This window comes from Streptomyces sp. NPDC026515 (genome assembly GCF_055567595.1).
Map to the genome: position 1 here is coordinate 298,269 of NZ_JBVHQD010000008.1, position 24,496 is coordinate 322,764.

The following is a 24,496-nucleotide window of genomic DNA, read 5'->3' on the forward strand; positions in this document are numbered from 1 at the left end:
CTGGTGCCGTGGTGGAACGGAAGGGACGGCATGTACGGCTGGATCTGGCGGCATCTGCCGGGCGGCGCGTGGGTGAGGGCGTTGATCTCACTCGTGCTGGTCCTGGCCGTGGTCTATGTCCTCTTCCAGTACGTCTTCCCCTGGGCCGAACCACTGCTGCCCTTCAACGATGTGACGGTGGACAACCAGTGAGCACGCGGATTCTCGTCGTCGACAACTACGACAGCTTCGTCTTCAACCTGGTCCAGTACCTGTACCAGCTGGGCGCCGAGTGCGAGGTGCTGCGCAACGACGAGGTGTCGACGGCGCACGCCCAGGACGGCTTCGACGGTGTCCTGCTGTCGCCGGGGCCCGGCACGCCGGAGCAGGCGGGGGTCTGCGTGGAGATGGTCCGCCACTGCGCGGGCACCGGCGTTCCCGTCTTCGGCGTCTGTCTCGGCATGCAGTCCATGCAGGTGGCGTACGGCGGTGTGGTGGACCGTGCGCCGGAGCTGCTGCACGGCAAGACGTCGCTGGTGGAGCACGGGGGCAAGGGGGTCTTCGCCGGGCTGCCGAGCCCGTTCACCGCGACCCGCTACCACTCGCTCGCCGCCGAGCCGGCCACCGTGCCGGCCGAGCTGGAGGTCACGGCCCGCACCCACGACGGGATCATCATGGGCCTCAGGCACCGGGAACTCCCGGTGGAGGGGGTCCAGTTCCATCCCGAGTCGGTGCTGACCGAGCACGGGCACCGGATGCTGGCCAACTGGCTGATGGAGTGCGGTGACCAGGGGGCCGTGGCGAGGTCGGCGGGGCTCGCCCCGGTGGTGGGCAGGGCCACGGCGTGACCGCGCTGCGCCCCGAGCGCGAGACCGATGCCTCGTACGGGGATCAGTCGTACGGGGGACCGAGTGCGCTCGGCGGCACGGCGTATCTCCCGCCGGCCGACGACGAGACCGTGGCGCTGCGGATTCCCGATCCGCCGCCCATGTCGGCGTCTGCGGGCTCGGCAGCCTCATCCGGCGCTGGTGTCCCAGGGGGTGGCCGGGCGGCCCGCAGAAAGGCGGCCAGGCGGCGCGGTGGCCGTCATGGCGGCGCACCGGAGACGGCGCCGTCGAAGAGCACCCCGTCGGGGCGTCCGCTCTCCCGGATCGAGGCCCGTCGGCAGGCGCGGGCGCGCAAGCCGAGTCCGGCCGTCATGGCGAGCCGGGCGATAGGAGAGGTCTTCATCACCACCGGTGTGCTGATGCTGCTGTTCGTCACGTACCAGCTGTGGTGGACCAACGTCCGGGCCCATGCGCAGGCGGGCAGCGAGACCAGCAGTCTCCAGAAGGACTGGGCGAGCGGGAAGCGTGCGCCCGGTGTCTTCGCGCCCGGGCAGGGTTTCGCCATCCTGCACATCCCCAAGCTGGACGTGGTGGCGCCGATAGCGGAGGGCGTCAGCAACAAGAAGGTCCTCGACAAGGGCATGGTCGGCCATTACGGCGAGGGCGTGCTGAAGACCGCGATGCCGCAGGACAAGACCGGTAACTTCGGTCTCGCCGCGCACCGCAACACGCACGGCGAGCCGTTCCGGTACATCAACAGGCTGACGGCCGGTGACGCGGTCGTGGTCGAGACGCAGGACGAGTACTTCGTGTACAAGGTGACGTCGATGCTGCCGGTGACGTCGCCGGGCAACGTGAGTGTGCTGGACCCGGTCCCGAAGGGATCGGGCTTCACCACGCCGGGGCGGTACATCACCCTGACCACCTGCACACCGGAGTTCACCAGCAAGTACCGGTTGATCGTGTGGGGCAAGATGGTCGAGGAACGTCCGCGCAGCAAGGGCAAGCCAGACGCGCTCGTCGAGTAAGGGCAGAGGCAGAGGAACAGTGGCAGCGACCGCCGACGACACCGAAGAGCAGACCGACGCGCAGGACGCGGTGCCCGTGCCGGGCCGCCGGCCGATCGGCCGGGTCGCGATGGCGGTCAGCGTCTTCGGTGAACTCCTCATCACCGCGGGCCTGGTGCTCGGTCTGTTCGTCGTCTACTCGCTGTGGTGGACGAACGTGATCGCCGACCGCAAGGCCGACCGGGAGGGCGACAAGGTCCGCGACACCTGGGCCCAGCAGGACACCGGGCCGGGTGCGTTGAACACGAAGAACGGCATCGGGTTCCTGCATGTGCCGTCCATGAGGAACGGCGAGGTGCTGGTCGAGAAGGGCACGTCGACGGATGTCCTGAACGACGGGGTCGCCGGCTACTACACGGACCCGGCGAAGGCGATGCTCCCCACCACCGGCAAGGCCGGCAACTTCACCCTCGCCGCCCACCGTGACGGCCACGGGGCCAAGTTCCACAACATCGACAAGGTGAAGGTCGGCGACCCGATCGTCTTCGAGACGCGGAACGACTGGTACGTCTACAAGGCGTACTCGGTCCTCCCCGAGACGTCGAAGTACAACGTCAAGGTCCTCTCCCAGATCCCCAAGGAGTCCGGCAAGACCAAGCCGGGCCACTACATCACCCTGACGACGTGCACTCCGGTGTACACGAGCCGGTACCGGTACGTGGTGTGGGGCGAGCTGGTCCGGGTCCAGAAGGTCGACAGCAGGCGGACGCCACCGAAGGAACTGCGCTGACAGACCTCCTTGCGGGAGGTCTGCCGCGTCCCGGCCGCTCCAGCACCCTGAGCGGCTCCCCGGCACCCCAGTGGGACTGGTGATGGCGAGGCAGGGCGCGAGCCTTTTGCACCGGACGACGAATCGTCACCCGTCGGCCGTGAGTCCGATGATGTCGACGCCCCGGTCGCCATGACCGCCCTGTACGACGATGCTGGTGCAACCGTCGCGGGCCGCCGGTTTGCGGGTGTGAGTAGTGGAGGTACAGGAAATCCCGGTGAGATTGATCTCGCTTGGGTTCTCCTACTGCTGAGAGCGCTCCGGTGCGCTGTGGCCGGGGCCGGCGTTGTCCACTTCAGGCTCCGTGGGTCGGGCCAGGGCTGAGGAGACCGTGGTCTCCGGGTCCGGTGGCGCCGAGGACGCCGGGCTCTTCCAGCGATGGGGCGGCGTGGGGATCACTGGTTGTCTGCGTTCCGAGTCCGCATGAGCATCTGGGCCACCACGTCGTCGGAGCCGTCCTCGGTCTGGCGGGCCAGGTCGTTCAGCACGGTGTCGCCGTCGAGGACCTGTGCGGTGAGCCGTTCCGTCAACTCCGGGTCGGTGCCGCTGCCGGGGCCCGTGATGCGGGCGCGGATCGGGCGGCGGGGGCTGATGACTTGTGCGTCGTTGGGCTCGGCGCTTTCCTCGGCTTCGGCGAGCGCCCGGTACAGCGAGGCGACCGAGGGGTGGCGCCCCGCGTTCTTGCCCGTCTTGATCGTGAGCTTCTTCGCGATGTCGGGGACGGGGACGCCCTTGTTCTTCAGCGCGACGGCGAGCACGGCGAGCACGGCGAAGAACATCGCTCCCATGCCGTTGGGGTCGTAGATGCCGGTGAGCGGGCCGGTGAGGAGTTCGAGCTGGACGCCGGCGTCCTGGAGCTGACCGGAGAGGGTCATGAGCTCGGCCGCGTTGCGGGCGAGGCGCTTGAGCTCGTGGACGGTGAGGATGACCTCCTGGTCGGGGGCTGCCTCCTTGATGTCATACGCCAGCTTCAGCGCCTTCTCCGGCTCGGGCCGGGTCTTGACCCGGGTGGAGATCTTCTCGGAGAAGATCCGCCTGCAGACCGGTTCGAGCGCGGCGAGCTGGGAGGCGAGTTCCTGCTGGGCGGTCGAGCAGCGGGCGTACCCGATCCGGATGGGCTTCGCCACCGCGGTGGTCGGCGCCGCCTCGACGGGCGGGCCCGGCTTCCACGGCCGCCCCGGGCCGCGGTCCTCCGGCACGATCACCTCAAGCTCCTCGCGGAGCGCGGGAACGAGGATGAAGCGGGCGGTGCGGTACTTCGTCGCGCACTTTCCGCTGCGGGTGCGGCATGCGCTGCCGGCCGGGGCTTCACACTTCGGACAGTCGTTTCGTTCTACCGCGATTGCGGCTTGATCGGGCGTCAGATCCACCCCGGCAGCGCCGCAGAACCGCCTCGCACAACTCGCCGGCTTTGAGAGGACTTCTGCAAACGATGACCTGCGGATTCACGATCGGCTCCGGGGTGTTCGCAGAACTCCCGCAACTGGTCACCTGTGCGAGGGACTGGGCGTGCCTGCCCGCCGCCACGGTGGAACCCGTGTGAGATTGGGTGCGGGCGGTGCCCGCGGTCGGGCTGGGACATTCGCATGAGCGGAGGCAAGGATGCCGGGTGACCCGTTCGGGCTGGCCGAGGTGCTCGCCGCAGCGGAGGACGCGGCGCCGGGGGCGTCTCTCGCTGTGGTGGCGCGCAATCTACGCGACCGGTTCGACGCGCGGACGGTGTCGTTCCTGTTCCTCGGCGTCGCCGGCCGGCAGATGGTGCGGATCGACGAGGGGATCGCCTCGCGGGTCGGTCTCCACGCTGATCGAATCCATCTGGCCGGCAGCCTCTACGACCAGGTGCTGCGCACCCAGGAGCTGGTGCAGGCCCCCGACGCCGGGAACGGGAAGCGGGTGCTCGCCCCGGTGACCAACCGCGGTGACACCATCGGCGTCCTGGAGTTGTCCCTGCCGCACGCCAGCCAGGAGATCCTGGACGAGGTTGGCGAGGCCGCGCACGCGCTGGCGTACATCATCGTCACCGACCGCCGCTTCACCGACCTCTACCGGTGGGGTCAGCGCGCCAGCCCTCTCAGCCTGGCCGCCGAGATCCAGCGCCAGCTCCTGCCCGACGCGCCCTCCTGCGAAGCCGCACAGTTCGTGCTCGCCGCGTGCCTGATCCCGGCCGACCAGGCCGCCGGGGACAGCTACGACTACGCCCTCGACCAGGACACCCTGCACCTGTCCTTGACCGATGCCATGGGCCATGACGTCAACGCCGCCCTCATGGCCACCCTCCTGGTCAATGCCTCGCGTGGCGCTCGTCGCGACGGCGCCGGCCTGGCCAAGCAGGCCCGCCGGATCCACCAGGCTCTCCTCGACCACGGCCACCATGCCCTCGCCACCGGCCAGCTCCTGCGCATCGCCCTGGACGGGACCGGCGCACAGGTCGTCAACGCCGGGCACCCCTGGCCGCTGCTCCTGCGCGACGGCACGGTGAACGAGGTGCGCTTGGACGTCGACCTGCTCTTCGGCGCCCCCGGGCTCGCCCTGTACCACGTACAGGACCTCGACCTGCGCCCCGGCGACCGGCTCCTGCTGCACAGCGACGGCATGCAGGAACGACAAGCCGAGTCCGTCGACCTGCCCGGCCTCATGCGCGAGACCGCCTCCGAACATCCCCGCGAGGTCGTGCGCGTCCTGGCAGAAGCGGTCACCGACGCCTGCGACGGCCACCTGGCCGACGACGCCACGGCGCTGTGCCTCGACTGGCACGGCCCCCAGCACGACGGCCGCCACGCCCACGCCGGAGCCGGCCGATAAGCACTTCCCCGTGCCCCGCCGGAGACCGCCGCCGGGAAAAGGTCATTCCTCTCCACCGTCCGCGCCGCCATCGCCATCGCTGGCCGTGGCCGGGCCGCGCAGCGGGGGCAGGCCGTCTCGGATGCGCCGCCCCTCAGCAGTCTTCCCCTTCGTCCTCGATGGCATCGGGGTCTCGGAAGGGCCGCAGGCCCTGGTCGGGTCCGCTGGCCTTGATGTTGAACAGGTAGCGGCCCAGGAAGTTGATGTGCCGGTCCTTGAGTGAGCGAGTGTGAGGCGCATGTGCGATATCGGTGGATAAAGCAGAGCCCGGTGCCCTTTCGTCAGAAGGACACCGGGCTCTGTCGAGCGCGGGGTGACGTCAGCCGTTGTTGCCGCCGAAGAAGCCGCCGCCGTTGTTGCCGCCGGCACTCACCGTGGTGAGGGTGATCTGTGTGCCGCCGGGGTTGTCGACGGGGGTGTTGGCGTTCGGGTTCTGGGCGAGGACGCGGGCGTTGTCGCTGCTGTCACCGTTGAACTGGATGTTGGTGAAGCCGGCCGCCTGCAGGGTCTGCTTGGCCTGCTGGACGGTCTGGCCGACCACGCCCGGTACGGGCGTCTGCTGCTTGGCCTTGCCGATCTGGATGTTCACCGTGGAGTTCTTGTCGACCTGCTGCCCGGCCTGCGGGTCGGTCGAGACGACCTTGCCCACCAGGTTGGGGTCGTCGGTGTCCACCTCGGAGCAGTTGCCGGTGAGGTTGTTCGCCTGCATCTGCGCCTTGGCCTCGTCGCAGGACTTGCCGCTGACGTCGGGGACCGTCGACTTCTCCTCGGCCTTGGCGACCTCCAGAGTGATGGTCGAGCCCTTTTCCTTCTCCGTGCCCGGATCGGGGTTCTGGCTCAGGACCGTGCCCTCGTCCTGGGAGGACACCGTCTTGGTGACCTTGACGTTGAAGCCCTTGTTCTCCAGCTGGGTGGTGGCGTCGTCGACGTTCTTGCCGATCACGTTGTCGACCGCGACCTTCGGCGCGCCCGTGGACACCACCAGGCTGATCGTGTCGCCCTTGTTGACGTCCGTGCCAAGGGCCGGGTCCTGGGAGCAGACCTTGCCCTTGGGCTGCTTCTCACAGGGCTTCCGGGTCGGGTCCGCGAGTTTCAGGCCGGAGTTGTCGGCCATCTTCTGCGCGTCCGAGTAGGTCTGGCCGATGAAGTTCGGGACGGCGAAGGGTTTGTCCCCGCCGTTGCCGCTGACCACCCACTTGCCGATCAGGATCGAGCCGACCAGCACCAGGATGCCGGCGACCACGAGCAGGATCGTGGAGGTGTTGCTCTTCTTCTGCTGGCGGCGGCGGTCCGGGCGCTCGTCGTAGCCGTAGCCCCCGTCGTCCGGGTTCATCGGCGGGAGCATCGTCGTGGCGCCGGCGTCGGAGCGCAGGGCGGTCGTCTGCTGGTCGTCCGGGTAGCCGTAGCCCACCGAACCCATCGCCGCGGTGGCGGCGACCGGCTGGCCGTCGAGGCATGCCTCGATGTCGGCGCGCATCTCGTCGGCCGACTGGTAGCGGTAGTTCGGGTCCTTGACCAGCGCGCGGAGGACGATCGCGTCCATCTCGGGCGTGATCTCCGGGTCGAACACCGACGGGGGCTGGGGTTCCTCGCGGACGTGCTGGTAGGCGACGGCCACCGGGCTGTCGCCCACGAACGGGGGCCGTACCGTCAGCAGCTCGTAGAGGAGGCAACCCGTCGAGTAGAGGTCCGAGCGGGCGTCGACCTGCTCGCCCTTGGCCTGCTCCGGGGAGAGGTACTGGGCGGTGCCGATGACCGCGGCCGTCTGGGTCATGGTCATGCCGGAGTCGCCCATGGCGCGGGCGATGCCGAAGTCCATCACCTTGACCTGGCCGTTGCGCGTGAGCATGACGTTCGCCGGCTTGATGTCACGGTGGACGATGCCGCTGCGGTGCGCGTACTCCAGGCCCTGGAGAATGCCGATGGTCATTTCCATCGCGCGTTCGGGCAGCAGCTTGCGCCCGGAGTGCAGCAGCTCGCGGAGCGTCGAGCCGTCCACGTACTCCATGACGATGTACGGGATCGAGACCCCGTCGATGTAGTCCTCGCCCGTGTCGTAGACCGCGACGATCGCGGGATGGTTGAGCGAGGCGGCCGACTGGGCCTCCCGGCGGAACCGGGCCTGGAAGGACGGATCGCGTGCGAGGTCCGCGCGCAGCGTCTTCACCGCCACCGTGCGGCCGAGCCGGGTGTCATGTGCGAGGTAGACCTCCGCCATGCCACCGCGGCCGAGCACGTGGCCCAGTTCGTACCGGCCGCCTAGGCGACGCGGCTCTTCCATAGTTCCCTACCAGCCCTCTCCGTCGGTCCCGACCGGCACGGGTGTGCGGTCGGAGGCTGCCGTCCGGGCCTACCGTACCCGGCTGTGTTTGTGTGACCTGGCCAAGCCCGTAACCCGATACAGGACCGGTATGTCAACGTGCACCGATGTGAAGGGGACGTGAGCAGGGTCACTTCTTGGAACTGATGACTGCCTCCATCACGCTCTTCGCGATCGGGGCCGCGAGGCCGCCGCCGGAGATGTCGTCACGGTTGGCCTGGTCGTCCTCGATCACCACGGCGACGGCGACGGGCTTGCTGCCGTCGGGAAGCTTGGCGTACGAGATGAACCAGGCGTAGGGGTTCTCGCTGTTCTCCACACCGTGCTGGGCGGTACCGGTCTTGCCGCCGACGGTGACGCCGCCGATCTGGGCGTTGGTGCCGGTGCCCTCCTTGACGACCGTCTCCATCATGGACTGGAGGATCTGGGCGTTGGAGGAGGACAGCGGCTGGCTCATCTCCTCGGGGTCCGTCTGGGAGATGGTGTCGAGGTTCGACGACTGCAGCTTGTCGATCATGTACGGCTTCATGAGCTTGCCGTCGTTGGCCACCGCCGAGGCGACCATGGCCATCTGCAGCGGGGTCGCGGCGGTGTTGTACTGGCCGATCGAGGACAGCGCGGTCTGCGACTGGTTCATGTCGTCGGAGAAGACCGAGGCGCTGGAGCGGACCGGCGTGAACTGCTCGGAGTCGAAGCCGAACTTCTTGGCCTCGGCCAGCATCTTGTCGTTGCCGAGGTCGGCGCCGATCTTGCCGAAGACGGTGTTGCAGGAGTACCGCAGCGCGACCCGCATGGTCGCGTTCTTGCAGGGGATGCTGCCCTCGTTCTTCAGCTCGGTGGTGGTGCCGGGCATGACGTAGGGCAGCGGGGACTTCGTGGCCTGGTCGGCGGAGCTGTACAGCCCGTTCTGGAGGGCGGCCGCGGCGGTGACCACCTTGAAGGTGGAGCCCGGCGGGTAGGTCTCGCGCAGTGCCCGGTTCAGCATCGGGTCGTCGGGGTTGTACTTCTTCTGGAGCTTCTTCCAGGCCTCGGCGTCGGTGTCCGAGGTGCCGGCGAAGGCCGAGGGGTCGTACGACGGGTAGGAGGCGAGGGCCAGGATCTTGCCGGTGGAGGGCTCCAGGGCGACGACCGCGCCCTTGCCGCCCTGCCTCTTCAGCCCGTTGTAGGCGGCGCTCTGGGCGGCCGCGTTGAGGGTGGTGACGGCGTTGCCGCCCGACTTCTGCTTGCCCGTGACCATGTCGAGGGTGTTGCGGAAGAAGAGCCGGTCGTCGTCGCCGGTGAGGATGCCGTCCTCCAGGGACTCCAGCTGGTTTGCGCCGAAGGCCTGGGAGGCGTACCCGGTGACCGGCGCCCACATGGGGCCGTTCTTGTACGTGCGCTTGTACTTCAGGTCGTTCAGGCCTGACGAGCCGGACGCCGTGGAGCCGGTGATCGGGTCGCCGTCGACGATGATGTCGCCGCGCGGGGTGGAGTAGCGGGCGATGGTGACGCGGCGGTTCTTCGGGTCGGTCTTGAGGCCGTCGGCCTTGACGTACTGGAGCCAGTTGTCGCGCAGCAGGAGGGTGAGGACCAGCAGTCCGCAGAAGATCGCGATTCGGCGCAGGGGCTTGTTCATGACGGGCGGACCACCTGGGTCATCTCGGCGTCGGGGTTGCCGGCGGGGGCGGGCGCCGGGCGGCGCGCGGTGTCGCTGATTCTGATGAGGATGCCGATCAGGGCCCAGTTGGCCAGTACGGACGAGCCTCCGTACGCCATGAACGGCATGGTCATACCGGTCAGCGGGATGAGTCCCATGACACCGCCGGCGACGACGAAGACCTGCAGGGCGAAGGCGCCGGAGAGGCCGACCGCGAGCAGCTTGCCGAAGGGGTCGCGGGCGGCGAGGGCGGTGCGCACGCCGCGTTCCACGATCAGGCCGTAGATCAGCAGGATCGCCATGATGCCGGCCAGGCCCATTTCCTCGCCGAAGGTGGCGAGGATGAAGTCCGAGTTGGCGGCGAACCGGATGAGGTCGGAGTGGCCCTGGCCGAGGCCGGTGCCGAGGGTGCCGCCGGAGCCGAAGGCCCACAGTGCCTGCATGGACTGTTCGGAGTGACCGACGACGCCCTGCTGGCTGAGGGTGTACTCCTTCATCGGGTCCATCCACGCCTGGACACGCTGCTGGACGTGGGGTTCGAAGCTCGCCACACCGACGGCGCCGGCCGCGGACATCAGCAGACCGAAGAAGATCCAGCTGGTCCGCTCGGTGGCGACGTACAGCATGATGACGAACATTCCGAAGAACAGCAGCGAGGTGCCGAGGTCGGTCTCGAAGACCAGGATGAGGATCGAGATCGCCCAGACGACGAGGATCGGCCCGAGGTCGCGGCCGCGCGGCAGGTACAGGCCCATGAAGCGACGGCTGGCCAGGGCCAGTGCGTCGCGCTTCACCATCAGGTAGCCGGCGAAGAAGATCGCCAGGGCGATCTTCGCGAATTCACCGGGCTGCAGGGAGCCCAGGCCCGGGACCCGGATCCAGATCTTGGCGCCGTAGATGTTGGCGCCGAGGCCGGGCACCAGCGGCAGGATGAGCAGCACGAGTGCGCCGAACATCGAGATGTAGGTGTAGCGCTGCAGGACGCGGTGGTCCTTGAGGAAGATCAGTACGACGACGAACAGGCCGATGCCCAGTGCGGTGTACAGCAGCTGGCGGGGCGCGGCCTGGAAGTAGTTGGGCAGCGACTGCAGCAGCTTGGACTGGTCGAGTCTCCAGATGACGACCAGGCCGAGGCCGTTGAGCAGGGTGGCCAGCGGCAGCAGCAGCGGGTCCGCGTACGGGGCGAACTTGCGTACGGCGAGGTGGGCGACGGCGGCCAGCAGGCCGAGGCCCAGTCCGTAGCTCAGCAGTCCGGCGGGGACCTTGTCGCTGATGGCCAGGCCCACGTTGGCGTAGGCGAACACCGGGATGGCGACGGCGAACACCAGCAGCGCGAGCTCGGTGTTGCGCCGGCTCGGGGTGCCGATGGAGCCGATGGTGGACGTGTGGTTCGTCGACGTGTTGGTAGTACTGCTCATCGTGTGACAGGGCCTCTCACGGCTTGCCTACTGCTTACCGCACAGCGAGACGACCTTCTGCTCATCCTCCGAGAGGGTGGGGCCGGGGCTGGGGGTCGCTGAGGGGGACGGGGACGGTGACGCCGTGGAGGACGCCGAGTTCGAAGGGCTTGGCGAGGCCTTGGACGTGAGAGAGGTCTTGGTGGTTCCCGTGGTGCCGCCGGCCTCGCCCTGGCCGGTCTTGGAGCCGGTCTTGGTGCCGGACGCGGTGCGCTCCGACTCCTTCTTGCAGGCGGAGGCCTGCACGGCCAGCTCCTGGACCTTCGACTGGGCGTCGGTGAGACCGCCTTCGGCGATGGTGGCCTTGACCTGCTTCTGCTGGTAGGGCGGCAGGTACTTGAGTTCGATCTCGGGGTGGTCCTTCTCCACCTTCGAGAGCGAGACCCAGGCCAGGTCCTGGCTGATGCCCTGGTACAGCGCGAGGTGCTCGCCGTTGGCGCCGACGTAGTACTGGGTCTGCGTCCAGCGGTAGCCGCCGTACAGGCCCCCGCCGATCACGGCGAGGGCGAGGATGCCGAAGAAGGATCTCTTCAGCCACCTGCGGCCCTTGCGGGGCTTGACGAAGTCGTCGTCGGTGTAGTCGTCGAAACCGCCGGCCGGGACGTATCCGGTGGTGTCGCCGGAGCCGGGCGGGCCGAACTCGCCGCCCCCGCCCTGGCCGGGCACCTGGCGGCCGAGGTTCGCCGCGCGGCCGGCCGGGGTCTGCATGAAGCCGTTGTCGTGCAGGTGGTGCTGGTTCTCGGCGACGGCGCCGACCACGACCGGGGTGTCGGAGAGCTGCCCGGCGAGGGTGTCGCCGGTGTCCAGGTCGAGGACGTCCGCGATGATGACCGTGATGTTGTCGGGGCCGCCGCCGCGCAGTGCGAGCTGGATCAGCTCCTGCACGGTCTCCTGCGGCCCCTGGTAGCTGGCGAGGGTCTCCTCCAGGGTCTGGTGGGAGACGACCCCGGAGAGCCCGTCGGAGCAGATGAGGTAGCGGTCGCCGGCGCGCACCTCGCGGATCGACAGGTCCGGCTCGACGTGGTCGCCGCTGCCGAGCGCGCGCATCAGCAGGGAGCGCTGCGGGTGGGTGGTGGCCTCTTCCTCGGTGATCCGGCCCTCGTCGACCAGCCGCTGCACCCAGGTGTGGTCCTGGGTGATCTGCGTGAGCAGGCCGTCCCGCAGCAGGTACGCGCGGGAGTCGCCGACATGCACCAGGCCGAGCCGCTGCCCGGTCCACAACAGGGCGGTGAGGGTGGTCCCCATGCCCTCCAGCTGCGGGTCCTCCTCGACCATGGCGCGCAGCTGGTCGTTGGCGCGCTGCACGGCGTGGCCGAGGGAGGTGAGGATGTCGGAGCCCGGCACGTCGTCGTCGAGCGTGACCAGGGTGGAGATCACCTCGGAGGAGGCGACCTCACCGGCGGCCTGGCCGCCCATGCCGTCGGCGATGGCGAGCAGCCGGGGACCGGCGTAGCCGGAGTCCTCGTTGCCCTCCCGGATCATGCCTTTGTGCGATCCGGCGGCGAAGCGCAGTGACAGACTCATGCGCACCTCGCCCGTCGGCTCCGGGTACATCCGCACGGTGCCCACCCTCCGGTCGGGAGCGCGCCGGGGACCGGCGTCCGGTCCGCCGCCGCGTGCTCGCTCCGCTCGCGCCTATCCATGATGTAGCACTACTTCCGCAGCTCGATGACGGTTTTGCCGATGCGGATCGGCGCCCCCAGCGGGATCGGCGTGGGAGTCGTCAGCCGGGACCGGTCCAGATACGTGCCGTTCGTGGACCCGAGGTCCTCGACGATCCACTGGCCGTCGCGGTCCGGGTAGATCCTGGCATGGCGGCTGGAGGCGTAGTCGTCGTCCAGCACGATCGTGGAGTCGTGGGCGCGGCCCAGGGTGATGGTCTGTCCCTGGAGTGCGACCGTCGTACCCGTGAGCGTGCCCTCGGAGACGACGAGCTTGCTGGGGGCGTTGCGCCGCCGGCCGCTGCCGGCCGCCTGCTGCTGGCCGCGCTGCTGCGGTGGCGCGGCCTGCTGCCGGGCGGCGGGTTGCTGCCGGCGTCCTTCTTCCCTACGCGATCCGCGCTGGGTGACGCGCGTACCGAACAGGTCGCTGCGGATGACCTGCACGGCCACGATCACGAACAGCCACAGTACGGCCAGGAAACCCAGCCGCATGACCGTGAGGGTCAGCTCTGACATTGCCCCCGCTTCACCCTTCGGCTTGCCGGTAAATGATGGTGCTGCTGCCCACGACGATCCGCGAGCCGTCGCGGAGCGTAGCGCGGGTGGTGTGCTGCCCGTCCACCACGATGCCGTTGGTGGACCCGAGATCCTGGATCGTCGAGGGCGTTCCGGTCCGGATCTCGCAGTGCCGGCGGGAGACGCCGGGGTCGTCGATCCGCACGTCGGCCTCGGTGCTGCGGCCCAGCACGAGCGTCGCGCGGGAGATCTGATGGCGGGTGCCGTTGATCTCGATCCAGTAGCGGGTACGGGAGCCGGGCGCCGGGGCGCCGACCGGCCCGGAGGGGCCGGCGGGCCGCTGGGCGGCGGGCTGGGTCGGCTGTGGGTAGCCGTAGCCACCGGGTCGCTGCGGGGCGCCGGCGGGCGGTGCGCTGGGCATGGGCGGGGCCGCGGCGGCCTGCGGGTAGCCGTAGCCGGGTCGCTGCGGGGCGCCGCCGGCCGCGGGCGCGCGCTCCGGGGCGGCCTGCTGGTTGCTGGAGGAGGCGAGGGTGCGGCTGCGCACCCGGTACAGGCCGGTGTCCAGGTCCTCGGCCTTCTCCAGGTTGACCTTGATGGGCCCCATGAACGTGTAGCGCTGCTGCTTGGCGTAGTCGCGGACCATCCCGGCGAGCTCGTCGCCGAGCTGTCCGGAGTAGGGGCTGAGCCGCTCGAAGTCGGGAGCGCTCAGCTCGACGATGAAGTCATTGGGTACGACGGTCCGGTCGCGGTTCCAGATCGTCGCGTTGTTGTCGCACTCGCGCTGCAGCGCACCGGCGATCTCCACGGGCTGGACCTCGGACTTGAACACCTTGGCGAAGGTGCCGTTGACCAGACCTTCGAGACGTTGCTCGAACTTCTTCAGGACTCCCACAGGGCACCTCCTCTGTCGCGTTGCCCGTACGGCTTGCCTTACCGCTACTGCTCACTGATCGTATCTACGCGCCCGGCAATCAGCCGGTTCCCCCAGCGGCTCCCCTTCGAACTCCTCGGCGTGCTTGTTCCCGTCAGGGATCGGCACTTCCGCTGCCAAGGATCGTAGAGGCGCCCCACGACCAGTGTCCCGCACCTGACTGTGGACCCGATCCCTCTGTGGACAGATGGCCTGGACCGGTACGAGGTTGATACGTGACCGCAGACTGCTCGGTACGTGAGCTCCGGGTGGCCGCTGCCCGCGGAGAACGGATGTGAATCCGCCCCTCCCCACGTGCTAGTGTTCTGCATGTCGGAAGGGGCCGCCCCGAAGGAAACACAGGGGCCGGGACCGGAGGACACACCCAATGCGCGGGTGGCGGAATAGGCAGACGCGCTGGATTCAGGTTCCAGTGCCCGCAAGGGCGTGGGGGTTCAACTCCCCCCTCGCGCACAGAGGCAGAAGGCCCATCGTGATCACGGTGGGCCTTTTTGCTGTGCCCTTGCGGTTCGTTGGTGCGGGCGCAGGGCCGGGTGGCCGGGACGGCGATGTGATTTTCCTGTCGGTGTGAGGTGTCTCTCAGTGGGGGGAGAGGGGCGGACGGCGCGATCGGCCGGGGCCGGTGCCTCTGGACGCGCGACCGGTGGTCCGCCTGCGGGGCGCGGGGAACCGCGATACCAGCCCCGGCCACCCGCGGCCGTACGGCGACGGTCGACCACCCCTTCATGTCCGCCCCCGAAGTTGTCCACAGGGTCTGACGGGTCACCTGCCCCCACCTGTACCGTTTCCACGAGTTGATGTTCGTGCGGGCGGATGTGCGGATGTGCGGATGTCCGGAGTGCGGGGGAGGCGGTCGACGTGACCGGACCGGAAGGGCTGACGACGGCCGAGGCACGCAAGCTGCCCTCGCCGAAGGGCTTCGCGCAGTGGCCCGTGCAGGGCTCGCCCAAGGACGAGGGCAAGGCGCTGCGTTCGGCCGTTCCGCGCCGTGATCACGCCGTCCTGGACCTGGACGGCTCCCGGCCCGACGCGGTGCGCGCGGTCGAGGAGTCCAACCACGACCGGATCCCGGAGCTGGTCCCGATCAGGGTCGGCAGGATGGCGGCGAGCCCGTTCGCGTTCCTGCGCGGCGCGGCCGGCCTGATGGCCTACGACCTGGCCCGGACTCCCATGACCAGGATCGCGACGCAGATCTGCGGCGACGCCCACGCGGCCAACTTCGGTCTGTACGGCGACCCGCGCGGCGACCTGGTCATCGATCTGAACGACTTCGACGAGACGGTGCTCGGCCCCTGGGAGTGGGACCTCAAGCGGCTCGCCGCCTCCCTGGTGCTGGCCGGCCGGGAGGCGGGCGCCGACGAGGACATGTGCCGCAGGGCGGCGGGCGACGCGGCCGGCGCCTACCGCCGCACCATGCGTCTGCTGGCCAGGCTCCCGGTGCTGGACGCGTGGAACGCCATCGCGGACGAGGAACTGGTCTCCCACTCCGACGCCCACGACATGCTCGGCACCCTGCGCAGGGTCTCGGAGAAGGCGCGCGCCAACACCAGCGGCCGGTTCGCGGCCCGCTCCACCGAGCCCACCGAGAACGGCGGGCGCCGCTTCGTCGACGCCGCTCCGGTGCTGCGCCGGGTCACGGACGAGGAGGCGGAAGCGGTCGTGGCGGCCCTGGAGCACTACGTCGGCACGCTCTCCGAGGACCGCCACCCCCTGCTCTCCCGGCACGCCCCGCACGACGTCGCCTTCCGGATAGTCGGCACCGGCAGTGTCGGCACCCGGTCGTACGTGGTGCTGCTCCTCGACCATCGTGGCGAGCCACTGATCCTCCAGGTCAAGGAGGCCCGCCCGTCCGCGCTCGTCCCGCACCTGGCCACGGCCGGTTTCGAGGCGCCCGCCGTCGGCCACGAAGGGCGCCGGGTGGTCCTCGGGCAGAAGCGGATGCAGGTGGTCAGCGACATCCTGCTCGGCTGGACCACGGTGGCCGGCCGGCCCTTCCAGGTCCGTCAGTTCCGCAACCGCAAGGGCAGCGTCGACCCGGCGGCCCTGTCTTTCGACCAGATCGACGACTACGGGCGGATGACCGGCGCCCTGCTGGCCCGCGCCCACTCCCACAGCGCCGACCCCCGCCTGATCGCCGGTTACTGCGGCAAGAACGAGGAGCTGGACGAGGCGATCGCCGCGTTCGCGGTGGCCTACGCCGATCGCACGGAGGCGGATCACGAGACACTGGTGACCGCGGTCCGGACGGGCCGGATCCCGGCGGAGACCGGGGTGTGACCGCCGGAGGCAGGGCAGGCGCTCGGGGCGCTCGGGGAGGTGGGTCGCTGCCCGGAGAACCCCTCGTGGCCTGCGGAGATCTGGCCGAGGAGCGGGTGGCGGCCACCCGTGGCGACGACAGGCCCTAGTCTGGTCGGGTGACGACCCCGGAAGCTGAGCAGTCTGAGGCATCGCGGCCCGAGGAACGCCTGGAGCGAGCCGTGCGGGCCGCCGAGCAGGCGTTGATCGAGTTCGAGATCGCGGTCGAGACCTTCCGTGTCGAGGTGGAGAACTTCTCGCGCCTGCACGAGCAGAAGCTCGGCCCTCTCTACCTCCACCTCGAAGAGCTGGACGCGCGGATCGCCGAGGCGAAGGCCGCCCGTACCGGTGACCCCGAGGACGTCCGCGCCGCCGAGGAGGCCCGGGCCCGGGTCCTGCCCATCCCCGGTGTCGAGGAACTGATGCACGGCTGGATGGACGGCAGCGGCCTGTTCCCGGAGGCCGTCGCCATGCTCACCGAGCAGGAGGTACGGCCCCCGCAGCGGGTGCGGCCCAGCGAGGAGGCCCGCCGGCTCTACCGCGAGCTGGCCCGCAAGGCCCACCCCGACCTGGTGCAGGAGGGGGACGAGCAGGACCGGCGTGAGGAGTTTCTCAGCCGGGTCAACGCGGCCTACGCCCGCGGCGACGAGGTTCTGCTGCGGGAGCTGGCCGAGGAGTGGGAGGCCGGCCCGGTCCCGCCCGAGCGCAAGCCCAGCCGCGCCGAGGAGCTGTACGCCCGCCTCGAATGGCTGGCCGAGCGCAAGGAACTGCTCACCCTGGTCGCCAGGGAACTGGAGAACGGCCCCATCGCCGGCATGCTCCGGCTGGCCCCCGAGGACCCCGACAGCCTCCTTGAGGAGATCGCCGGGAAGCTCTACAAGGATGTCGCCGAGCGGGAGGCGGAGCTGGCCGCGCTGCTCGCCGAGGAGTAGCCGCACGCCCGGGAGCGGCCGTCGGGTAGCGTCGGAGCCATGAACTTCGCAGCGCGTGTGCCCACGGTCGAGGTCGCGGACCTCAAGGACGGTGACTTCCTGCTGGACGTCCGTGAGGACGACGAGTGGCAGGCGGGCCACGCCTCGGGTGCCCTGCACATCCCTATCAGCGAGTTCGCGGCCCGCTACGGCGAGTTCACCGAGGCCGCTCCCCAGGACGGCCGTGTCCACGTGATCTGCCGCTCCGGCGGCCGTTCGGCACAGGTCACGATGTACCTGGTCCAGCAGGGCATCGACGCGGTGAACGTGGACGGCGGCATGCAGACCTGGCAGGCGGCGGGCCGCGAGGTCGTCACGGACGCGGGAGAAGCGGGCTTCGTGATCTGAGCCGGCCCGGCGGTGCAGCGCCCCGCGAGGGGCGCGCGGACCCGCGCGACCAGCCCCACATCGCCCCCACCGGCCGGCGGACCGACCCCGACCGCCGGCGGGCCGTGGACCGCGCCCTGCCGAGCGCCCCCCTTTTTTTCCCAGGCTCTATCCCAGTGGATGCGCGGCCAGCAGATCCCCCAGCGCCTCCTCGTGGGCCGCCGCCGACCCGAGCGCCAGCTCGAGGTGCTTCGCCCAGGCGTGGTAGCGGTGCAGCACGTAATCCGTGTCGGCCCCGAACCCGCCGTGCAGGTGCTGCGCGGTCTGAACCACCCGCCGCACGCCCTCCGCCGCCCAGATCTTCGCCACCGCCACGTCCCCGGCCGCCGGCAACGCCCCGGCCGCCCCGGAGGCGATCCGCCACGCCGCCTGCCACAGCGTCGCCTCCATGGCGCGCAGGTCGATGTACCGGTCGGCGGCCTGCACGGCGACCGCCTGGAACGTGGCGACGGGATGCCCGAACTGCTCCCGCTTCCCCGTGTACTCACTGGTCATCCGCAGCACCCGCTCACCCACCCCGAGCGCCAGCGCACACGTCCCGGTCGCCAGCAGCTCCCGCAGCCACTCCCAGGCCCCTCGCGCCGTCACCACGTCCGGCCCGGCGACCCGCGCCGACTCCAGCCGCAGCTCGCCGAGCCTTTCCCCGCTGGTCGACACCTGCTCGGCGAGCGTGACCCCGTCACCCGACGGCGCCACCAGCGCCAGTACGCTCCGGTCGCCGTCGGTGTGCGCCGGTACGAGGACGAGACCGGCGTCGTACACCCACGGCACCGCGGTCTGCACCCCGTCCAGCACCCACCCGTCACCGTCCCGGCGCGCGGTCACCGCCAGCTCGGCCGGGTCGTGCCCGGTGCGGCCGCTCGCGGCGACGGTCAGCACCAGTTCGCCGCGGCCCGCCCGCGCCAGCAGCCGGTCCCTCAGCTCCGTGTCGCCGTAGGCCTGCACGGCCGCCATGGCCGCGCTGTTCTCCAGCAGCGGCACCCGGGCCAGCACCTTCGCCGACTCCCGCAGCACCAGGCAGAGCGCGATCGCGTCCAGTGACGCCCCGCCGTACTCCTCGGCGGACAGCAGGCTCAGCAGGTCCGCGCCGGCCAGTGTGTCCCAGAGTTCCCGGTCGAAGTGCTCGGCCACGGCCCCGGTGGTCAGCGCGGGGCTCGGCACCGCGTCCGGTGCCACCGCGGCGAACACCCCGCGTGCCGCCTCGGCCGCCGCCAGCTGCTCCTCGGTGAAGGTGAAGTCCACGGTCCTGTCCTCCCGGCCGGTCCGCTGATCTGACGGTCCGTCAAGATAGAACAGGTTCTAGAAGAAGGGAACGGGAAACCGCTGCGATCACCAGTTCCTTCCGTCGTAGGCTGTCGGCCGCTGTCCGCCGGTGTGGACGGGCACACGAGGGAGGACACATGGGGATCCGAAGCCTGACCCGCATCGAGGCCGAGCGCCGGTCCGCGCTGGTCACGGTCGAGCGGTACGACGTCGACATCGACCTCACCGCCCTGCCGGACGGGCCGGAGATCCGCTGCGTCTCGACGGTGACGTTCACCTGCTCGGAGCCGGGCGCCGAGACCTTCGTCGACTGTGCGGCCGAGGTACGCTCCGCCACCCTCAACGGCACCGCCCTCACCCCGGGCGACGACGGCCGGATCCCGCTGCCCGGCCTGGCCGCGCGCAACGTGCTGCGGGTCGAGAGCCTCCAGGCCGACACCACGACCAGCCCGGGCGCCCACAAGGCCGTCGACCCCGCCGACGGCGAGGTCTACCTCTGGACCAGCTTCGAACCCGACGAGGCCCGCTTCGTCTGGGCCTGCTTCGACCAGCCCGACCTCAAGGCTCCGCACGCCTTCACCGTCACCGCCCCGGCCGCCTGGACCGTGCTCAGCAACTCCGGCGACCCGCGCGTCGAGGAGCAGGGCGCCGCCCGCCGCTGGAGCTTCCCGGACACCCCGCCGCTGTCCGTGTACAACACCGTCGTCAACGCGGGCCCCTTCCACGAGATCCGCCGCGAGGCCGGCGGCCACGGCCTCGGCGTCTTCGCCCGCCGCTCGCTCGCCGAGGTCCTGGAGCGCGACGCCGACGAGATCTTCACCCTGACCGGCCAGGGCCTCGCCTTCTTCGCCGAGGCCTTCGCGATGCCGTTCCCGCAGCGCAAGTACGACCAGGTCTTCATGCCCGAGTTCGGCGGCGCGATGGAGAACTACGGCTGTGTGACCTGGTCGGACATGTTCCTGCGCCGGGCCACGCCGACCCACGCTGAACGCGAGCTGCTCGCCGTCGTGCTGCTGCACGAGATGGCGCACATGTGGTTCGGCAACATCGTCACCATGCGCTGGTGGGACGACCTCTGGCTGAACGAGGCCTTCGCCGAGTTCGCCTGCCACTGGGCCGCCGAGGGGGCCACCCGTTACACCGACGTGTGGGCCGGCCACCTCGCCGGCGGCAAGCTCAGGGCCTACCTCTCCGACCAGGGCCCGGTCTCCCACCCGATCCACCAGCCCATCCACGACGTCGCCCAGGCCGCGTCGATCTTCGACAGCATCACGTACCCCAAGGGCGCCTCCGTCCTCCAGCAGTTGATGACCTACGTGGGCGAGGACCGGTTCCGCACCGGCATGGCGGCCTACTTCGCCCGCCACGCCTGGGGCACCACCACCCTCCAGGACCTGATCGACGCCCTCGCCGAGGCCGGTGACAGGGACCTCGCCACCTGGCGCAAGGCCTGGCTGGAGACGGCCGGCACCGACCGCTTCACCCTGGAGCATGACGGCTCCACCGTGATCCTGGTCGCCGACGGCACCCCGCGCCCGCAGGTCCTCGCGGTCGGTGCGTACGACCGCACGGGCGACGCCCTCGAACGCACCGCCCTGGTCCGCGTCGAGGTGAGCGAGCCCCGCACCCCGGTCACCGGCCTTCCCGCCACCTCCGACCTGCTCCTGATCAACGACGACGACCTCACCTTCGCCACCACCCGTCCGGACCCCGCCGTCCGGGACACCCTGTTCCGCGTGGCGGCCCGGCTGCCCACGGCCATCTCGCGGGGCGTGGCCGTCGCCACCGTCTGGGACATGCTCACGGCCGGGGAGGCCACGGCGGCCGAGGCCGGACGATGCCTCACCGCGGTCCTCGCCGCCGAGACGTCCGACGCCGTGATCGAGCCCTTCCTGACCCTCGTCACCAACATCGCCGAGCTCTGGGCCCCGGACGCCGACCGTCCCGCACTGACGGAGGCCGTGGCCGGGGTCTGCCTGCAACTCGCCGACGACCCGGGCCGCCGCCAGGTGGCCCTGCGCGGCCTGGCCCGCACCGCGACCGCCGAGGGCCTGGCCCGGCTCCGCGACCAGGCCGGCGACGACGTGGACCTGCGCTGGCGCGCCCTTGTCCGCGAGGCCGAACTCGGCGGCGACGTGACCGCCGAGTCCGCGGCCCTGCTGGAACGCGACCCCGACCCCGACGCGTGGGTCCGCGCCCTCACCGTCCGCGCCGCCGTCCCCGACCCGGCCGCCAAGGCGGAGACCTGGCAGCGGCTGGCCGTGGACCGCACCGTGCCGGTCCAGTCGGTCGGCGCGGTGGCGGCCGCCTTCTGGCGCCCGGGCCAGGACGCCCTGCTCGCCCCCTACGCCGAGCGGTACCTGGCCGAGATCCCGCGGCTGGACCAGGGCGGAATGATCCCGGCGATGGTCTACACCTCCCAGCTCTTCCCGCCGTACGCCATCGACTCCGCGTACGTCGAGAGGGCCCAGCAGGCGATCCAGGAAGCGGCCCCCGTGGTCCGCAACACCCTCCTGGAACGCTCCGACACCGTTCGTCGCATGCTCCGGGCCCGGGCGGTCAACGCCTGATCCACCCATCGCTGTGGAAAACCTCCGGCGCCGCCTGTGGACAGCTCGTCGGGCGGAGTTCCACGGGCCCTTCTCGTCCCCGTCGGATCCGCTGTGAGCTGGGCCGGAGACCCCGGTGAACCGCCGTAGGGCCGCCGCCGGGGACGGTCGGAGTGGCGATGGCCACGCTGCTGGGCCCCTCCCCGGGGCTGCGCCCGGCGGCCGGTGCTGAGTACCGTTCCGTGCGAGTGCCGGGCAGCGGCACACCGGTCGGCCCCGGACGGGTCGTCCGGACGGCACGGCGGTACCGGGGAACGGGGCGGCATGGACGCGTACGACGGCGACTCGGACGCCCGGCAGGGGCCGGAAGGTCCGGTCGCGCCGCGTCCTGATCCGGGGCCTGCCGGACCCGTCGAAGGGGTTCGGCAGGAGCAGCCGCCGCTCGCCCCGCCCCGCGCCGGCGTCGCCGCCCTCTCCCCGCGCTACCAGGTCGGCGCGGCCCTCGCGCTGGCCCTGGTCGCCGTCACCACCTGTGTCCACCTCGGGATGGTGTTCCTGAGCGTCGCGCCGGCGAACACGGTGACGAAGCAGCACGGCAAGGCGATAGAGGAGTGGGTGTACCCGGAGTTCGAGCAGAACTGGAAGCTGTTCGCGCCGAACCCGCTCCAGCAGAACATCGCCGTACAGGTGCGCGCGGACGTCCGGATGCAGGACGGCACCACGGCCACCACGGGCTGGAACGACCTGTCCGCGCAGGACGGCCAGGCCATCGACGGCAGCCTGCTGCCGAGCCACACCGTGCAGAACGAACTGCGCCGGGCCTGGGACTTCTTCGTCACCACCCACGGCAACGACAACCGACCGATCGGTCTGCGCGGCTCCCTGTCGGAGCAGTACCTGCGCCGGATCGTCGTGATGCGCATGTACGAGGGGGACGCGACCAGCGAGAAGGGCACCATCGCCCGCGTCCAGGTGCGCTCCAGCACCACCGATGTGCCCCCGCCGGACTGGAGCGGCGAGAAGGTCTCCGACACGCCCGTCTACCGGGTGCTGCCCTGGTGGACGGTCACGGCCGACGAGGCCGGCGGAGGTGTGCGATGAGCCGTCTCGCCCTGTGCCTGTCCCGCGCCATCGCCCGGGTCACCGGGTCGGCGCTCGGCCCCTACCAGACGGCCGTCGTACGCATCGGCTTCGCCGCCACCTGGCTGCTGTTCCTGCTGCGCGAGTACCCGCACCGCCAGGAGCTGTACGGCCCCGACGGCCCCTGGAGCTTCGGCCTGGCCCAGCAGCTGACCGCGGACAACCACGCCTTCACGGCGCTGCTGGCCTCCGACGGCCAGGCCTTCTTCGAGGTCTTCTACCTGCTGGCCGTCGTCTCCAGCGCCCTGCTGCTGGTGGGCTGGCACACCCGCGCGATGTCCCTGCTGTTCATGGTCGGCGTGCTGTCCCTGCAGAACCGCAGCGTGTTCGTGGGCGACGGCGGCGACAACGTGCTGCACCTGATGTCCCTCTACCTGGTGTTCACCCGTTGCGGCCAGGTGTGGTCCCTGGACGCGCGCCGGGCGGCACGCGCGCGTGCCGAGGGGCCGGTCACCGACCGGGCCGGGCCGGCGCTGTGGGCGGTGTCGGGTGTCCTGCTGGTCGCGGCGGCCCTCACCGGGCGCACCGGCGGCGGCTGGCTGGTGCCGGCCCTGCTGTGGGCGGCCTGGGCGGGCGCCGCCCTGTGGTGGGCGACGGGCCGCCGGGCGCGTACACCCGAGCCCCGGATCCTGCTGGACGTCGTCGCCAACGTCCTGCACAACGGCGCCCTGTTCCTGATCATGGCCGAGGCCTGCCTGATCTACGCCACCGCGGGCTGGTACAAGATCCAGGGTTCCCGCTGGCAGGATGGCACCGCCGTCTACTACCCCCTCCACCTGGACTACTTCTCGCCCTGGCCGGCCCTCGCCGACCTGCTGTCCGCCAACGGCACCCTGGTGATGCTGGTGACCTACGGGACGGTCATCGTCCAGGTCGCCTTCCCGTTCACGCTGTTCAACCGCCGGGTCAAGAACGTGCTGCTGGCCGCCATGATGACCGAGCACGCGGTGATCGCGGTCGTCCTCGGCCTGCCGTTCTTCTCGCTGGCCATGATCGCGGCGGACTCGGTCTTCCTGCCGACGGCCTTCCTGCTCTGGCTGGGCGGCCGGGCGGCACGCGCACGCGACCGCGTGCGGCGGCGCGGCGGTCCGTCGCTGCCGCCCGCTCGCTCCGCGGAGGCCGACGAACAGCCCCGCGTAGGCTTCGGGGCATGACCGACCCCCTGGACCGCTGGGCGCTGCCGGCGGGTTCAGCCGTCCTCCTCGACGGCTTCCACGCCCTCAAGCACGCCCTGCGCTTCGGGGCACAGGTGCCGGTGGCGGTCACCACGGACCGGGCGGCGGCGCTGGCCCTGGCGGACGAGCTGGCGCCGGACGTGCGGGAGGCACTGGCCGCCCTGCTGACCGAGGTGCCGTCGCAGGTGTACGCGTCGCTGGTCTCCCGCCCGCATCCCACGGCGGTGGCGGCGCTGGCGGTACGGCCGTCCCGCGAGGCCAATCTGCGCGAGCTGGCCCGCGATCCGCGCTCGGCCCCCGTCGTGGTCCTCGACGAACCCCGCAACCTCGGCAACGCCGGCGCGGTGATCCGCCTGGCGGCGGGCTTCGGTGTGACAGGAGTGATCACGACCGGCACGCTCGACCCCTGGCACCCGACGGTCGTACGAGGCGGCGCGGGCCTGCACTTCGCGACGGCGGTCGAGCGCCTGACCGTGCCGGAGCTGCCGCCGGGCCCGGTGTTCGCGCTGGACCCGGAAGGCGAGGACATCCGGGGCACCAAGCTCCCGGACAACGCGATCCTCGCCTTCGGGTCGGAACGAACGGGTCTGTCGGCGGACCTGCGCGCGCGTGCCGACCACCTGCTGCGACTGCCGATGCGCCCGCAGGTGAGCAGCTACAACCTGGCGACCAGCGTGGCGATGACCTTGTACCACTGGAGTGCCCTGTAGCG

Annotated in this window: 20 protein-coding genes and 1 tRNA gene; 13 read left to right on the forward strand and 8 right to left on the reverse strand. The window is 70.6% G+C overall.

Annotation, left to right across the window (positions count from 1 at the left end):
- Window positions 1-30 precede the first annotated feature (30 nt).
- Genes ACZ4O3_RS19035 through ACZ4O3_RS19050 form a run of 4 tightly spaced genes read left to right on the forward strand, consistent with a single transcriptional unit; the run spans window position 31 to window position 2,603 of the window.
- The gene (locus tag ACZ4O3_RS19035; protein ID WP_384988840.1) at window positions 31-192 is read left to right on the forward strand and encodes a hypothetical protein; all 162 of its coding nucleotides are present in this window, start codon (window positions 31-33) and stop codon (window positions 190-192) included.
- Window positions 189-827 carry an aminodeoxychorismate/anthranilate synthase component II gene (locus ACZ4O3_RS19040; RefSeq protein ID WP_467723095.1) on the forward strand — a complete coding sequence of 213 codons (639 nt, stop codon included), beginning with the start codon at window positions 189-191 and terminating at the stop codon, window positions 825-827. The genes ACZ4O3_RS19035 and ACZ4O3_RS19040 overlap by 4 nt, the downstream gene beginning before the upstream one ends.
- On the forward strand, window positions 824-1,834 hold the full coding sequence (locus ACZ4O3_RS19045; RefSeq protein WP_467723097.1) for a class E sortase: 1,011 nt from the start codon (window positions 824-826) through the stop codon (window positions 1,832-1,834). The genes ACZ4O3_RS19040 and ACZ4O3_RS19045 overlap by 4 nt, the downstream gene beginning before the upstream one ends.
- A 19-nt stretch (window positions 1,835-1,853) precedes the next feature.
- A complete protein-coding gene (locus ACZ4O3_RS19050) occupies window positions 1,854-2,603 on the forward strand; it encodes a class E sortase (protein ID WP_362716769.1) in 750 nt (249 codons plus the stop codon).
- Window positions 2,604-3,037: 434 nt separating this feature from the next.
- Here ACZ4O3_RS19050 and ACZ4O3_RS19055 read toward each other — a convergent pair whose 3' ends face one another.
- Window positions 3,038-4,012 (reverse strand): recombinase family protein, encoded by a 975-nt coding sequence (locus tag ACZ4O3_RS19055; protein ID WP_467723099.1) that lies wholly within the window; start codon window positions 4,010-4,012, stop codon window positions 3,038-3,040.
- Window positions 4,013-4,244: 232 nt separating this feature from the next.
- On the opposite strand from ACZ4O3_RS19055, the gene ACZ4O3_RS19060 reads away from it, so the two are divergent.
- A complete protein-coding gene (locus ACZ4O3_RS19060) occupies window positions 4,245-5,444 on the forward strand; it encodes a PP2C family protein-serine/threonine phosphatase (RefSeq protein ID WP_467723100.1) in 1,200 nt (399 codons plus the stop codon).
- 358 nt (window positions 5,445-5,802) lie between these two features.
- Here the strand turns inward: ACZ4O3_RS19060 and pknB are convergent, their stop codons facing one another.
- From pknB to ACZ4O3_RS19090, 6 genes are all read right to left on the reverse strand, one after another.
- Window positions 5,803-7,764, reverse strand: coding sequence for a Stk1 family PASTA domain-containing Ser/Thr kinase (gene pknB / locus ACZ4O3_RS19065; protein ID WP_362716781.1), 1,962 nt, complete (start codon window positions 7,762-7,764; stop codon window positions 5,803-5,805).
- A gap of 169 nt (window positions 7,765-7,933) precedes the next feature.
- On the reverse strand, window positions 7,934-9,418 hold the full coding sequence (locus ACZ4O3_RS19070; protein WP_362716784.1) for a penicillin-binding transpeptidase domain-containing protein: 1,485 nt from the start codon (window positions 9,416-9,418) through the stop codon (window positions 7,934-7,936).
- On the reverse strand, window positions 9,415-10,857 hold the full coding sequence (locus tag ACZ4O3_RS19075) for an FtsW/RodA/SpoVE family cell cycle protein (protein WP_362716787.1): 1,443 nt from the start codon (window positions 10,855-10,857) through the stop codon (window positions 9,415-9,417). The genes ACZ4O3_RS19070 and ACZ4O3_RS19075 overlap by 4 nt, the downstream gene beginning before the upstream one ends.
- Before the next feature lie 27 nt (window positions 10,858-10,884).
- A complete protein-coding gene (locus ACZ4O3_RS19080; RefSeq protein ID WP_362716795.1) occupies window positions 10,885-12,450 on the reverse strand; it encodes a Stp1/IreP family PP2C-type Ser/Thr phosphatase in 1,566 nt (521 codons plus the stop codon).
- Window positions 12,451-12,548: 98 nt separating this feature from the next.
- Window positions 12,549-13,073 carry an FHA domain-containing protein FhaB/FipA gene (locus ACZ4O3_RS19085; protein WP_351316637.1) on the reverse strand — a complete coding sequence of 175 codons (525 nt, stop codon included), beginning with the start codon at window positions 13,071-13,073 and terminating at the stop codon, window positions 12,549-12,551.
- A 10-nt stretch (window positions 13,074-13,083) separates the two neighbouring features.
- Window positions 13,084-13,965, reverse strand: coding sequence for an FhaA domain-containing protein (locus ACZ4O3_RS19090; protein WP_467723103.1), 882 nt, complete (start codon window positions 13,963-13,965; stop codon window positions 13,084-13,086).
- 408 nt (window positions 13,966-14,373) lie between these two features.
- Here ACZ4O3_RS19090 and ACZ4O3_RS19095 point away from each other — a divergent pair.
- The 4 genes from ACZ4O3_RS19095 (at window position 14,374) to ACZ4O3_RS19110 (ending at window position 17,618) form a co-directional block, all read left to right on the forward strand.
- Window positions 14,374-14,457, forward strand: a tRNA-Leu gene (locus tag ACZ4O3_RS19095).
- Between the two features lie 360 nt (window positions 14,458-14,817).
- Window positions 14,818-16,281, forward strand: coding sequence for a DUF2252 domain-containing protein (locus tag ACZ4O3_RS19100; RefSeq protein WP_467723105.1), 1,464 nt, complete (start codon window positions 14,818-14,820; stop codon window positions 16,279-16,281).
- Window positions 16,282-16,418: 137 nt separating this feature from the next.
- Window positions 16,419-17,231 carry a hypothetical protein gene (locus tag ACZ4O3_RS19105; protein ID WP_362714656.1) on the forward strand — a complete coding sequence of 271 codons (813 nt, stop codon included), beginning with the start codon at window positions 16,419-16,421 and terminating at the stop codon, window positions 17,229-17,231.
- A 57-nt stretch (window positions 17,232-17,288) separates the two neighbouring features.
- Entirely contained in the window at window positions 17,289-17,618 is a 330-nt protein-coding gene (locus ACZ4O3_RS19110) for a rhodanese-like domain-containing protein (RefSeq protein ID WP_362714673.1), read from the forward strand.
- A 147-nt stretch (window positions 17,619-17,765) separates the two neighbouring features.
- On the opposite strand, the gene ACZ4O3_RS19115 is transcribed toward ACZ4O3_RS19110, so the two are convergent.
- The gene (locus ACZ4O3_RS19115; RefSeq protein WP_467723107.1) at window positions 17,766-18,899 is read right to left on the reverse strand and encodes an acyl-CoA dehydrogenase family protein; all 1,134 of its coding nucleotides are present in this window, start codon (window positions 18,897-18,899) and stop codon (window positions 17,766-17,768) included.
- A gap of 158 nt (window positions 18,900-19,057) precedes the next feature.
- Between ACZ4O3_RS19115 and pepN the strand changes: the two genes are divergently transcribed.
- The 4 genes from pepN to ACZ4O3_RS19135 all read left to right on the forward strand — a co-directional run bounded on the left by pepN (window position 19,058) and on the right by ACZ4O3_RS19135 (window position 24,494).
- Complete coding sequence (pepN, locus tag ACZ4O3_RS19120) at window positions 19,058-21,490, forward strand: aminopeptidase N (protein WP_467723109.1); 2,433 nt, start codon at window positions 19,058-19,060, stop codon at window positions 21,488-21,490.
- A gap of 303 nt (window positions 21,491-21,793) precedes the next feature.
- Window positions 21,794-22,570 carry a DUF5819 family protein gene (locus tag ACZ4O3_RS19125; protein WP_467723110.1) on the forward strand — a complete coding sequence of 259 codons (777 nt, stop codon included), beginning with the start codon at window positions 21,794-21,796 and terminating at the stop codon, window positions 22,568-22,570.
- Entirely contained in the window at window positions 22,567-23,763 is a 1,197-nt protein-coding gene (locus ACZ4O3_RS19130) for an HTTM domain-containing protein (protein WP_467723112.1), read from the forward strand. The genes ACZ4O3_RS19125 and ACZ4O3_RS19130 overlap by 4 nt, the downstream gene beginning before the upstream one ends.
- Window positions 23,760-24,494, forward strand: coding sequence for a TrmH family RNA methyltransferase (locus ACZ4O3_RS19135; protein WP_467723114.1), 735 nt, complete (start codon window positions 23,760-23,762; stop codon window positions 24,492-24,494). Before ACZ4O3_RS19130 ends, ACZ4O3_RS19135 begins: the two co-directional genes overlap by 4 nt.
- Window positions 24,495-24,496: the final 2 nt, after the last annotated feature.